The 13276-nt window shown below is 66.6% G+C and carries 8 protein-coding genes and 1 pseudogene; 1 reads left to right on the forward strand and 8 read right to left on the reverse strand.

Annotated features, from left to right (window positions below):
* Positions 1–10: 10 nt before the first annotated feature.
* Genes SFA35_RS17665 through SFA35_RS17675 form a run of 3 tightly spaced genes read right to left on the reverse strand, consistent with a single transcriptional unit; the run spans position 11 to position 7246 of the window.
* Positions 11–664 carry a TetR/AcrR family transcriptional regulator gene (locus SFA35_RS17665; protein ID WP_320571826.1) on the reverse strand — a complete coding sequence of 218 codons (654 nt, stop codon included), beginning with the start codon at positions 662–664 and terminating at the stop codon, positions 11–13.
* Positions 651–2021 (reverse strand): MATE family efflux transporter, encoded by a 1371-nt coding sequence (locus tag SFA35_RS17670; RefSeq protein ID WP_414058419.1) that lies wholly within the window; start codon positions 2019–2021, stop codon positions 651–653. Before SFA35_RS17670 ends, SFA35_RS17665 begins: the two co-directional genes overlap by 14 nt.
* Entirely contained in the window at positions 2018–7246 is a 5229-nt protein-coding gene (locus SFA35_RS17675; RefSeq protein WP_320571827.1) for a DUF4011 domain-containing protein, read from the reverse strand. Before SFA35_RS17675 ends, SFA35_RS17670 begins: the two co-directional genes overlap by 4 nt.
* 232 nt (positions 7247–7478) lie before the next feature.
* Between SFA35_RS17675 and SFA35_RS17680 the strand changes: the two genes are divergently transcribed.
* Positions 7479–8354 (forward strand): LysR substrate-binding domain-containing protein, encoded by an 876-nt coding sequence (locus SFA35_RS17680; RefSeq protein WP_320571828.1) that lies wholly within the window; start codon positions 7479–7481, stop codon positions 8352–8354.
* Here SFA35_RS17680 and SFA35_RS17685 read toward each other — a convergent pair.
* The 5 genes and pseudogenes from SFA35_RS17685 to SFA35_RS17705 form a co-directional block, all read right to left on the reverse strand.
* Complete coding sequence (locus tag SFA35_RS17685) at positions 8351–9712, reverse strand: MFS transporter (protein WP_320571829.1); 1362 nt, start codon at positions 9710–9712, stop codon at positions 8351–8353. The genes SFA35_RS17680 and SFA35_RS17685 overlap by 4 nt on opposite strands.
* Positions 9713–9761: 49 nt before the next feature.
* A pseudogene (locus SFA35_RS17690) lies at positions 9762–10077 on the reverse strand (aldo/keto reductase); the annotation flags it as partial.
* 65 nt (positions 10078–10142) lie between these two features.
* On the reverse strand, positions 10143–10655 hold the full coding sequence (gene fae, locus SFA35_RS17695) for a formaldehyde-activating enzyme (RefSeq protein ID WP_320571830.1): 513 nt from the start codon (positions 10653–10655) through the stop codon (positions 10143–10145).
* A gap of 148 nt (positions 10656–10803) precedes the next feature.
* A complete protein-coding gene (zigA, locus tag SFA35_RS17700) occupies positions 10804–12015 on the reverse strand; it encodes a zinc metallochaperone GTPase ZigA (RefSeq protein ID WP_320571831.1) in 1212 nt (403 codons plus the stop codon).
* Between the two features lie 221 nt (positions 12016–12236).
* Positions 12237–13097 (reverse strand): LysR substrate-binding domain-containing protein, encoded by an 861-nt coding sequence (locus SFA35_RS17705; protein ID WP_320571832.1) that lies wholly within the window; start codon positions 13095–13097, stop codon positions 12237–12239.
* Positions 13098–13276 lie beyond the last annotated feature (179 nt).

Raw genomic sequence — 13276 nt, forward strand, 5'->3', positions numbered from 1 at the left:
CTCGCCGGGCTCAGGGATGAGCCTGGCGTTGCAGATCGTCGCCCAGGCGCTGCAGGTAGAGGTCGAACACGCGCATCACATCGACCCGCTCGCGGCCCCTGAGCCACTGGATCTGCAGGCCGTCCATCATGGCGAAGATCTCCTGAGCCAGTGCCTGCACATCCACCCCCTCGCGAATTTCTCCCGCCTGCAGCAACGACGTCAGATGCGCCTGCGCATGGCCATGGACCATGGCGAACTTCTCCTGATACCAAGGGTAGGCCGGGTGCAGCTCGGACAGACTCTCGGTGTTGATCATCACCGCCGCCTGGCATTCGCCAGCGTCTTCCACACTCAAGCTCATGCTCAAGCGCACGAACTGCAGAAAGCCTTGCAGGGTCGGTGCGGTCACCAGCTCGCCGAAGCGTTCGGTGATGCGCTGATCGCGGCGGTCGAGCAAGGCGCGCAGCAACGCCACCTTGTTGGGAAAATGATGCAGCAGGCCGACCGTGGTGATGCCGGCAATGTCGGCGACGTCGCGCATCGAGGCGCCCAGATAACCCTCGCGGGCGAACACTTGGGTGGCGGCATCGAGCAGCGCCATGCGGCGCATCTCGCCTTTGGGCGCACGTCGCCGCTTGGGTGCGGGAGACGCCTCGGGCGCCAGGGTTTCAGTCGTGGACATAAGCTTCTTTTCGATCGTTGAACATTGCCCTGCGCAGGGCGAAGAACGCTCGCGCCTGGCGCGCGGCCAACCACACTGCGGCAACGGCCACCAGGCCGTTGCCGCACCACATGCCGACCAGCGCGCCCGGCGCACCGCCGTAACGAGCACCCACCAGAACAAAGGGCACGCTGCCCAGGGTACCGCGCAACCAGCCCAGCGTCGGCACCCACCAGGCACGGCCGATGGTCAGGAAGGTCGCCTGGGCGACGAAGTCCAGCCCGGCCAGCAGCCAGAACCCGGCGCCGTAATGACACATGGCCAGAAACACTGCGCGGCCACTGTCCACCAGCTCGAAATGATCGGCGATGGCCGGCCCGCACACTATCAGCAAAAGCCATACGGCAACACCATACAGCAGCACCAGGCGGCGACTGATGACGATGGCGCGGGCCGCTCGCACATCGCAGCCGGCGCCGATATTCTGCGCCAGCACCGGGACCAGGGCGCCGGGCAAGGCGAAAAACACGCAATAGGCCAATTGCAGCACACGGTCGACCACGGTCATGCCGGCCAGCGCGGCGGCGCCCTGGGCGGCCATGGTCAGCATCAGGCAGGTGATGCCCACCGGCATCGCCAGGTTGCCGAGCATCACCGGCAAGGCGACCCGCAAGGTACGCCCCATGTGCAAGGCGAGCAGGCGCGCGCTGCGCGGCAGGCTCAGGCCGATGTGCCGCTTGACCAGCACCAGCCCCACCAGCAAGGAAAGCAGTGACGACAGCGCATAGGCCAGCGCAGCGCCGTCCAGGCCCAGCCCGCAGGCGAAGATCAGCAGCGGGTCGGCCAGGGCCAGGCTGCCGGCACCGCACAACAGCAGCACCAGCGCCAGGCGCACCAGACCCTGCGCCTTGAGTAGCTGCGCGCACATCTGCATGCCCGCCTGCAGCACGCTGGCCGGCAGCGCCAGCCAGATGAAGTGTTGCGCCTGGGCGAAGGCCTGCGTGTCAGCGCCCAGCCAGCGGCTGACCGGTGCCACGCACAGCAGTTCGAGCAGCGCCACGCCAGCGGCAATGGCCAGCGCCAGTACCAGCAGATGGCTGACCAGGCGCCCGCGACGTTGCCCGGCATGGCGGCCGATGCGCTCGGAAAGCACCACGCCACCGGCGATCACCACGCCTGAGGCGAAGGCGGCATTGACGAAGACCAGGGTCTTGGCCAGGCCGACCGCCGCCAGTAGGGTCTGGTCGTGGAGCATGGCGACGTAGGTCAGGGTCAGGATGTCCACCAGGAACAGCGCCAGCTGGCCCGCCCCGCTGGCCCCGGCCATGGCCAGCAGCTGGCGCGGCAGCGAGCCTGCGGTGAACCGCGCAGGGATCACTGAGCGGGTTCCTCCAGCGTCAGCGCCACCGTTTCGGCCGACACGGCTGCAGCCTCCGGCAGACTGATGCGCGACTGCACGAGCAAGGCTTCGAGCGCTTCGTGCAGACGCTGCAGGGCCCCTGCCTTGTCCACCCACCAGTCGGTGGACCATAGCCGCAGCAGGTTCCAGCCCAACCCCTTAAGGATCGCCCCGCGCACCTTGTCACGATCGCGGGCGGTGGCAGCGCTGTGGTAGGTGGCGCCGTCACACTCGACGCCGGCCAGGTAATCGCCGGGGCGGTCCGGGTGGACGATGCCCAGGTCGATGCGAAAACGCGATACGCCGATCTGCGACACCACCTGCCAGCCCAGGCCCCGCAGGCCTTCAGCCACCGCCTCCTCGAACGGCGAGTCGTAGCCGCCGAGCGAGCCCTGCACCGCTTCGGCCAGGGCGCGCGGACCGTGCTGGGCGAATTCGATGAAGTGCTTGAGGTCGCGCACGGCGCGGGCGTTGGTGCGGTTGAGGTCGATCATGCCCGGGTCGAACGAGGAGAACACCAGCATCTCGCGGCGCGAGCGGGTGATGGCCACGTTCAAGCGGCGCCAGCCGCCGTCCTTGTTCAGCGGGCCGAAGTTCATCGACATCACCCCGGCACCCGGCTCGGTGGGGCCGTAGCCGATGCCCAGAATGATCAGGTCGCGCTCATCGCCCTGCACGGTCTCCAGGTTCTTCACCACCACAGGTTCCGTCTGGCTGTCCTGGAAGAAGGGCTCGATCTGCGGGTACTGCTGACGAGCGCGGTCGAGCAGGTCGCTGACCAGTTTCTGCTGGTCGGCGTTGAGGGTGATGATGCCGATGGAATGGCCGGCGGCGATGAACGCCGGGTCGGTCAGGCGCTTGACCGTCTCGTCGACGATGGCCTGCGCCTCCGCCTGGTTGTGGCGGCCCTTGCCCTTGGCGTAGACCCCTTCGACGCGCCGCCAGTGCACTGCGCTGGCGCGGGTTTCAGCCGCCGGGAAGGTGATCAGGTTGCTGTCGTAATAGCGGTGGTTGGAGAACGCGATCAGGCTTTCATGCCGGCTGCGGTAGTGCCAGCTCAGGCTGTGGCTGGGCACGCCGGCGCCCAGGCACTCGTCGAGGATGCTCTCCATGTCCTCGGCGGTGTCGTCGTCGCCGGCATTGGCGCCACGGTTGAAGAAGTTGGTCGGCGGCATCTGCCTCGGGTCGCCGGCGATCACCACCTGGCGCCCGCGGGCGATCGAGCCGATGGCGTCCCAGGGGGCGATCTGCGAGGCTTCGTCGAAGATCACCAGGTCGAATGGCGGCAACTCGGCGGGCAGGTACTGGGCGATCGACAGCGGGCTCATCAGCATGCACGGCGCCAGGCGATTGAGCGCGTCGCCCATTTCCACGGCCAGCTGGCGCACCGGCTTGTGCCGCCGCGACTTCTGCAACTCCTTCTTCAGCACAGCAAAGCCACTGTCCTTGACGATGTCGTTGCGCGATGGAATCAGCCCGCACTGGCGCGCGCGAATGTAGCGCACGCTCAGTTGCGCCAGCTCATCGTCGAGGCGACCGAACGCGGCGATGTCGCTCATGTGCTCGGCGGCAACGAAGTTGCGCAGCAGCGGCTCGGCGTCGATGCCGTGGGTGGCGAACCCGTGGGCGTAGGCCGTGACGAATGCCGCCTCGACTTCGCCAGGCGCCATCTGCCCGCCTTGCAGCGCTTCGGCGAGTGGCGCCAGGCCGGCCCCAGCGGCTTGCTCGCGCACTCGGCACCAATCGCACCAGGCCTTGAGTTGCGGCTCGTGTTGCTGGATGAACGTGCAGGTGGCGCGCAGTTCGGCCATGGGCAGGTCCAGCTCGGCGCCAGCCAGCCCGGCGAACTGCCGGGCGCTGGCGTCGTAACGCGTCAAGGCCAGCTGCAGAGCGGCCTGCGCCGCGTCGATCTGCCCGCCCGGGGCCAGCATGTCGTTGGCCTCCACCACCAGCCGCGACACGGCGCCACGCAGGGCGATCAACGCCTCGGGCGAAGTGACGAGCGCACTCAAGGCGCTGCGCAGACGTTCGCCCAACTCGGTAGCCTGTTGCAGGCGCTTGCCGTCGCTGGCCACGCCTTGCCAGCCCGGCAGTGCCTGCAGGTCGGCAGACAGGCTGTCGAGCTCCTGCAACAGCGTCTGCTGGCGCGCGAACACGTCCAGGTCAGCAGGCACATTCGGCTCGCCGCTGGCGCCGCCGAGGGTCGCCAGTTCGGTGGCGACCTTGTTTTTCGCCCAGGTGGCGAGGAACCAGAACCTGCCCTCGGCTTGCTGCCATTGCTGGCGCAACGTCGCCACGGGAATACGCCGGCAGGCGTCGACCGCGTAGGTCAACGACAGACCCTTGTGCAATTGGCGGTAGCTCGCCAACAACTCGGCGGCGCGGCGGGCGGCGCGCAAACGCGCCCCCGCATCGGCAGCGAACGCGAAGGCCAGGTCGACTCCGTGTGTCTGCCCGATCAGGCTGACCAACTCCTGCAAGCGGCGCAGCTCGCCGACTTCGCCCGCCGGCAGCGGCAGATGAGTAAGCGCCAGCAGCCGTTGCCCGGCGCCGCTCGACTCATCGAGCAGCATCGGCAATTCAACCGCGCTGGCGGCGATCTGTGCCTGCCAGGCATTGGACCACTGGGTCTGCGCCAGGGCGCCGAAGCCGCTGGCCAGATCATGCCCGGCCTGGCCGTTCAGGCCCAGGCGACGGCTCAGGTCGAGCAACTCAGCGTACTGCGCGGCGTCGTCGACGCTGGCCGCCGACCAGGGCAGGCGCGGCGTAGCCGGCGAATGATCGCGCACCACGCGGCCGATGGCCTGGTGCAGCGACCAGCCATTCGGTGCCCGCCGATGCAGCACCTGCACCACCTCGTTGAGCCGCGAGCGCAGGCTGCCTAGGCGCTGCGCCTCGGCTTGCCACTGCTCGGCGCTCAAGGTGTCGCGTACATCCCAGGCGCGGTCCAGCTGCTTGAGCACCTCGACTTTCGACGCCTTGCTCGAATGCAGCTCCAGACAGAATTCGCCCAAGCCCTTCTCCGCCAGGCGGCGATAGACCACGTCCAGCGCCGCGCGCTTTTCGGCGACGAAGAGCACGCGGCGGCCGAGGGCCAGGTTGTGCGCGATCATGTTGGCGATGGTCTGCGACTTGCCGGTGCCGGGCGGCCCGTCGAGGACGAAGCTGCGCTGGCCGGCCGAGGCGACCACGGCCGCCAGTTGCGAGGAGTCGGCGGGCAGCGGGGTGAACAGCTCGCCTGGCTTGACCTTGGCATCGAGCTGCTCGGGGCGCGGGAAGCTTTCGCCGTCACTCTCGCTGAAGGCCTCGCCGCCATCGCGCTGCAACAGATGCTGCACCAGCGGGCTTTGCAGCAGTTGCTCGGTGTTGGCCGCCAGGTCCTTCCACATCAGGTATTTGGCAAAGGAGAAAGTGCCCAGCACCACCTCGGTGCTGACCTCGAAACCGGCCACGTCGCGCACCGCGCGACGCACCAGGTTCCACACCCCGGCCACGTCGATGCCGTTTTCATCACCCGGCAGATCCCCTTCCAGGCCCGCAATGGTCAGCTCGAAGTCGTGGCGCAGCAGCTCCAGCAAAGTCAGGTTGAAGCGCGGCTCTTCGTCGAGCAGGCCGAGGGTGATGCCTGATAGCGCGCTTTTGCGCTCCAGCTTGACCGGCAGCAGGATCAGCGGCGCCGAATACACGCGCGGGTCTTCGGCAGCCTTCTTCCATTTGAGAAAGCCGATGGCCAGAAACAAGGTGTTCGCACCGCCCTCCTCCAGGTCGGTGCGCGCCTTGCGGTACAGCTCGATCAGGGTGGCCTCGAGTTTGGCCTTGTCCAGGCTGGCGAGCACCTCGCCACGGGCCAGGGCCTGACGGGCGACTTCGTCGAGCAGGCTTTCGTGATGCTGTTGCTGGTACAACGCCGGGTCGCGGCCTGCGCCTTCGAGGTCGGGCAGCGGCACCACGCGGATGCGCTGCCCCCCGGCCAGCACGTCCTCCAGCGCAGCCGGATCGGCACAGTGCAGGCGTACGCCCTTGGCGCTGTCGGGCAAATGCAGCAGGCGGTTACGGGTGGTCAGGTCGAGCAACTTGCGCTGCCACAGCACCAGCTTGCCGGTACCGCCGGGGTCGCTGTCTTCGACTTCGACGTCGAAGCCGGGCAGCGCCGGTGCCTGTTCCAGGGTGTCGGCCGGCGCAGGTGCGGGCGCGTCGGCACTGGCAGCGCTGTCCAGCGCAGTGACCAGCGCGAGGGGGCGGATCTTCTGCATGCGCGCGCGGTGCAGGTCGATGGCCATGATGAACGTATCGTCAGCCAGCTGGCGCTCGGCAGCAGCGATCGCCTGGCCGAACCCGGGCACCGGTGCGCGGGTGGCCAGAGTGGTCTCGAACACCAGCATTTCCTTGAGGTCGATGCGCTTGCGCACCGCCGAAGCTTCATCGGTCAGCAGTTGGGAAAATTCCTGGGGTTGCAGCCACAGGCCGACGAAAGCATGCCCCTCGGTCATCATCAGCAACGCATTGAGGCCTGCCTGTTCCAGTGCTGCGGCGAACAGCAGGGCACTGTCCAGGCAGGTGGCCACGCCACTGTCGAGGACCTGGCTGGGCGGGCGGATCTTCTGTCCCTGCTGCTCGAAGCTGGCCGGCGGCAAGGCATAGCTCAGCCTGAAACCGCAGACCGCCGACCAGATGGCCGAGGCCAGCTCCCAACTGCGGCTGCGTGAACGGCTCTCATAGCCGTCGATGGCGTGGTTGCGCCCGGCGCTGCGCAAGACATCCGACGCCGCCTTGAGCACGCGATCCACGGCCGGGTCATTGGGCATGCAGAACGCCGCGAGCAGCTCGGGCATGGCGCTCAGGCCGCCCCATTCGGTGCGCGCCAGCAGTTCGGTGGGGTAGCGCTGTTCAACCAGCACCCGCTCGCCCTGGGCCAGGCGCAGGGTCACCTCGGCGCCGAGGCTTTCGCTCAGTCCCGAGAGATAATCGGCGTTGAGCTTGATGTCGCGTTCGGCGATCCCCAGGCGGTCGCCCGGGTTGAGCCGAGCCAGGTTCCAGCGGCGCGGTTCGACGAAGGCGGGGTCGCTGCTCAGGGTCAAGGTCAGGTCTTGCAGAGGATGCTCGCCGGCATGGGCGATGCTCAGTTCACGCACCAGCGGCACGGAGTTCTGATGGGAGGCAAAGCCGATCTTGCGGGCGATCAGCGCCTCGAGGGTGATGGTCATTCATGGGCTCCAGCGGCGGCCTGCGCTCGCGGCCGGCTGGGCCGCGAGTAAATGGCGCCTATAGTCCATGAGTGGTGGGGCTTTTGGAATGGCTTTGTGCGGCGTACGGATGAAATGCCATGGCACGCACCGCCGGGAGGGGGCGAGGCTGGCTTGTGTCAGGGTGCCACCAAGGCCAGCGCCGGGCGACTCGGATAAACTGACGCCCCTCCCCCAACCAGGCCCGGCCCTGATGCGCCAACTGCCCTCGCTCAACACCCTGCGCGTCTTCGAGGAAGTCGCCCGGCACCGCAGCTTCAATCAGGCCGCCACCCACTTGAATGTCACCCAGGGCGCCGTGAGCCGGCAGATCAAGCAACTGGAGGACTACCTGGGAGTCGCCTTGTGCGTGCGCACCGCGCAAGGCCTGGCGCTGACGGCGGCCGGCAGCACCCTGGCCGGGCAGCTGCGCGAGGCGTTCGATCAGGTCGAGCACGCCTTGCACGCGGTGCGCGTGCCCAACCTGCGCCAGCGCCTGCGCATCGCCGCACCGCCGACCTGGGCCACCCGCTGGCTGTCGGCGCACCTGCGCGGCTTTGCCTCGCGCTACCCGGACATCGGCTTGAGCGTCATCCACGGCGCCGGCCAGGAGCATCTGGCCGGGGTCGACTGCCAGATCCGCTTCGGCCTGGCGCCCCGCACCCATTGCCACAGCCGGCTGTTGGTGATGGAGCGCCATCTGGCAGTGGCCAGCCCGGAACTGTTGGCCGAGGGTCCGCCGCCGGACCTGAACCGGGCGACCTTGCTGCACATCCTGCACCATGGCAAGCGCCTGCCGGTGTGGGAAAACTGGTTGGCGGCGACCGGCCGTGAAGGGGTCGATGCCAGCCAGGGCATGGAATTCAGCACGCTGGATCAGGTCATCCACACGGCGCTGGCGGGCGGCGGCCTGGCCGTGATCGATCGGCAGATGATCGAGCGCGAGCTGGCCGACGGCCGCCTCCAGGCCATTGCCCCGGTGGAGGTGACCGGCCCTTACGGCTACTGGCTGGACGTCGCCAACGACAAGCAGGGCCTGGCCAAAGTGCAGCGCTTCAGCGAGTGGCTGGCTGGGGTCTGCAACCCCTAGAGCGGCGGCGCTGGCTTGTTCACCGCCAGCACCTGGCCGCAGCCCGGCTGCACTTCGCCCGCTTGATCGAGGGTCAGGGCGCCGGTCTCCGGGGCCCAGGCCCAGGCCGCCAGCGCGCCAACACCGAGGATGGCAGCAAGGATTGCCATGGTCGGGCTCATGCCCAGGCCCACCACGCTCATCGGCAGCAGGAAGGTGCTGATCGCCGAACCCAGGCGACTCATGGCGGTGGCCAGACCGATGCCGCTGGCGCGCACCTCGGTGGGAAAGCTCTCGGCCGGGTACACCCCGACCAGGCCGCTCACCGCCGACAGCACCAGGGTGAACACCCCGAAGGCGAGCACCATCAGCCAGGGAGCCTTGCCCGGCAGCACGGCCAGCAGCAGCAGCGACACGGCAAGGATGACGAACGAGTTGATCAGGAACCCGCGCCGCGAAAACCTGACGATGCAGGCGATCCCCAGCACCGCGCCGACGATCAGCATCAGGTTGAGCAGCAGCCCGGTGCCAAAGCCCTGTGCCAGGCCCAAGGTGTGCAGGATCGACGGCAGAAAGGTGTAGATGGCGAAGTACGGCATCACGATGCAGACGAAGAACAGGCAATTGAATGCGGTGCGCTTGCGGTACTCGCGGTTCAACAGCACGGCGTAGCCGGAGCGATGCTCGCCGGCAGGGTTTTCATCGAGTGCGACATGCGCGCCCAGGTGTTTGGCCACCACCGCCCGCGCTTCGCCGATACGGCCCTGGTTGACCAGCCAGCGCGGCGATTCCGGGGTGCCGATGCGGGCGATGAGGATCAACGTTGCCGGCAAGGCCGAGGACGCCAGCATCCAGCGCCAGGCGTTATCGCCCAGGCCGAGCATGGCCGTGCCAATGAAGGTCGCGGCAACATAGCCCAATGTCCAGACCACGCTGAACGAGCCGAGCAGCAGGCCGCGCTGCCTGCGCGGGGCGAACTCGGCGAGCATGGCATGGCCGACGCTGTAGTCGCCGCCCAGGCCAATGCCGATCAGCACTCGGCACAGCACCAGGGCCAACGCCGACTCGACGTGAAACTGCAGCCATGAGGCGACGGCGATCAGCAGGAAGCTGACCAGAAAGATCTTCTGCCGGCCGACCTTGTCCGACAGCCAGCCAAAGAACAGGCTGCCGACAAACAGCCCGAACAGCGCCGAAGCCCCGATCAGGCCCTGCCAGAAAGCATCCAGGCGCATCTGCGGGCCAAGCTGGGTGAAAGCGATGCCGATCAGTCCGAGGATGTAGCCATCGGTCAGATGGGCGCCGAAGGTCAGCCCGGCAAGCTTGATGTGGAAGCGCCCGATGGGCACGTCGTCGATCCTTGTGACAGGTAAGTTCATGGCCAGCTCCGTTGGCCGTCGACGTAATGGCCGTTACGGATCAGCTCGTTCACGCCACGGCCTGGTCAGGTTGAATGCGCGCAAGGCCGGGACGGGCCGAGCGCAAGATGCGCTTGCCGGCGGTGTAATCGTTGATCACGTCACACGGGGTGTCACTAAAAGTCGGTCTGATTGCGCGTCGACTGCCCATCACCGCTCAGAAGGCCTGGAGCCGGCGGGTTGAACACCGAGACGCCGAGGCCCTGATCGCGGCAGAACGGGATCATCTCGCGCTATTGCTCGCGGTACGCACAATTGATTTGCAACTGCATGTTGATCGTCTTGACCTGTCCACGCCGCTCACAGGCCATGAGGATCTTCGCCAACCCGGCACAGGCGCGAGACCTCCAGACCCGAGTGGCCCAGACGGGTGCAGTGCATGGCGTGGACCTCAGACTTTGGGGGTGTAGAACGGGTTGCCTATGTGGTTGATCACGTCGGCCAGCTGGGCGATCTGCGGCGCTCCGGTCAGGGCTGCATGGATTGCGGTGCGGCATGCGTTGTAGTTGTTCAGGTACACCGCATCGAGGTCGTCGCAGGCCGGGTTCACCCAATTGGCGGTGACGATCGCCCATTGATCTTCGGCTTCGGGCGGCAGGGTGCCGTCGAGCAAGGCTTCGAGCACCGCCTTGGCGATGCCGGCCTGGGACGCGCCCCAGGTGGCATTGCCGTGCAGGTGGCTGGCGATGGCGGCCTTGTTGACATAGAGCGTCATCGGCTTGACCGGAATGTTCGGCTGCGCGATCACCAGGAACGGGCAATGCCCCTGGCTGGGCGAGGCCAGGCCGTTGGCGAAGGCCTGACCCGCTGGCCCATTGCGCGGGCCGAAGAGCAGGTTGATGTGCGCGGCATTGACGCCGGGGCCCTCGAAGCCTTCACCGATGTAGAGTTCGAGTGGTTGCATGGCGGGGTTCCTTGCGGGCGAGTGAAATGGGCGGGTGGGCCCGTTTTTTATCACTGACGCGGCAGGGGGCTGTAGCCAGGAAAAGTCACTGGGGTATGAGCGCAGGTCATACCTGTGCCGGGCAATACGGGCTCGAATGCCGGCGGCGTTACCCCTGGAACGGGTCGACGAACGCCTGCCACTCGCCCTCGCCCAGGGCCATTTCGGCGTCGGTGAGCAGGCACTCATCGAGCATCCGGGTGAGCGCCACCTTGTCCATGTGCATGCCGATGAGCACCAGTTCCTGGCGGGCATCGCCAATGTCGTCGAGCCATAACTCAGCAATCGCTGCCTGCTCGGCCGGGTCCTGCGGCCAGTCCTCACGGGCGACTGCAACCCACCAGTAGCCGGCGATCTCGTGCCGAGCCATCGCCCCGGCCTGGGACCAGCTGCAGGCATGGTCGGCGCGGCTGGCCAGCCAGAAATAACCTTTGGAGCGCACCACCCCGGGCCACTCGCTGTGCACCACGGCATGGAAACGCTCGGGGTGAAACGGCCGACGCGCGCGGTAGACAAAACTGCTGATGCCATATTCTTCGGTTTCCGCACGGTGCTCACCGCGCAGCTCGCGCAACCAGCCGGGCGCGCTGGCCGCCTCGTCGAAATCGAACAGGCCGGTGTCGAGCAGTTTGTCGAGCGCGACCTTGCCGAACGCTGCGGGCTCGATCCGTGCCCGCGGGTTCAGGCTGGCCAGGATGGCGTACAGCTCGTCGCGCTGGCTGTCGCTCACCAGATCGAGCTTGTTGAGCACGATGACATCGCAGAACTCCACCTGCTCGATCAGCAGGTCGACCACGGTGCGGGTGTCTTCATCACCCATGGACTCGCCGCGAGCATCGAGGCTGTCCTGAGAGCTGTAGTCGTTGAGAAAGTTGAAGGCATCGACCACGGTAACCATGGTGTCGAGCCGGGCCACGTCCGACAGCGAGAGGCCGTCGTCGCCCATGAAGGTGAAGGTTTCTGCCACCGGCAGCGGTTCGGAGATGCCGGTGGACTCGATCACCAACTGGTCGAAGCGACCTTCCCCGGCCAGGCGCCCGACCTCCAGCAGCAGGTCTTCGCGCAGCGTGCAGCAGATGCAGCCGTTGCTCATCTCCACCAGTTTCTCTTCGGTACGCGACAAGCCTGCTCCGCCACCGCGCACCAGGGCAGCGTCGATGTTGACCTCGGACATGTCATTGACAATGACCGCGACACGTCGGCCCTCGCGGTTGTTGAGGATATGGTTGAGCAATGTGGTCTTGCCGGCGCCAAGAAAGCCGGAGAGCACGGTAACGGGCAAACGCGGACGCGGTGGTTGGGTGGCGCTAGGCTGAGGCATGAGGTGACTCCGATGGTGGCTGAGCAATGATGAATTGTTACAATATAACATATCATCCATCGAGTCTGCCTTGCTGGCTCTATCGCCCATCCGATCCATATGAAGCGGTATACGGTGCAGAGCACAAGGTCGACGAGAAATACGCGTACACGGGTGAACTTCGAAAAAAAACCCGCCGATGCGGGTTTTTTGTGCGCTGAAAATGCCCGTTTGCCTGATCCCTAGTCCCTTGCCGTCGCCAGCGCCATGAACGCCGCAATCAGTCGCGACTCGCTGCGCCGCTGCAGGCACCCGACACTGTGCCGGTTAAGCAACCCCTCCCCCACGATCGGCACCGCGACCAACCGCGGATCCTGGCCAAGCTCGGCGGACGAGACGATGCCGATGCCCAAGTCCGCGGCGACGGCTTCGGCCACCGCTTCGCGGCTGTCGAGCTCGAGCAGGACCCGGGGTTGCACTGCCGCCTGGCGGCACGCCTGATCGAAGGTGCGACGAGTGATCGATTCGGGCTCACGCAGCACCATGATCTGCTGATCGAGCTGATGGAGGTCGATGCGCTTGCCCGCCAGGCGGTGACCCGAGGGCACCAGCGCGCAGATCTGCGAGTCCGGCATGGCCTGCAGAAGCAGGCCCTTGCGCGGCTCGACTTCGGTCATCACGGCCACATCCACATGCTCGGCCACCAGCGCCGCCAGGGTTTCCTGGGCGTTGCCCAGACGCAGGTTGACCACCACCCCGGGGTGCAGGGCGCGCAGCCTGGCCAGCATCGGCATCACCCGATGGGGTCCATCGGCGGCCACTTCCAGGCGCCCGCCGAGCAACTGTTGATTGGCCTCCAGCAACGCCTGCGCTTCATCCACCAGGCTGAACATGGCCCGCGTGATGGCGGCCAGTTGGATGCCTTGGGCGGTCAGCTCGACCCGCCGAGCGGTGCGTCGCACCAACATCATCTGGTAATGCTCTTCGAGCATCTTGATATGGCCGGTAATGGCCGGCTGGCTGACGTGCAGACGCGCGGCCGCGCGGGTGAAGCTGCCTTCGCGGGCGACCGCATCGAACGCGCGAAGCTGGAAGAGATTCATATCTATCGGCCTGACTTATACCTTAAATAACAAAAAACAATTTGATTGATGCGATGCCGGATTGCAACCTGTGTCCTGTCCAGCTCCCCTCGTCGCGAGTACCTGCCAATGAACGCTTGCACCTCCACCTTGCTGACGCCAGGCCCCCTGACCACCTCATTGCGTACCCGCCAGGCCAT

It is taken from the genome of Pseudomonas sp. HR96, assembly GCF_034059295.1.
Classification (GTDB): domain Bacteria; phylum Pseudomonadota; class Gammaproteobacteria; order Pseudomonadales; family Pseudomonadaceae; genus Aquipseudomonas.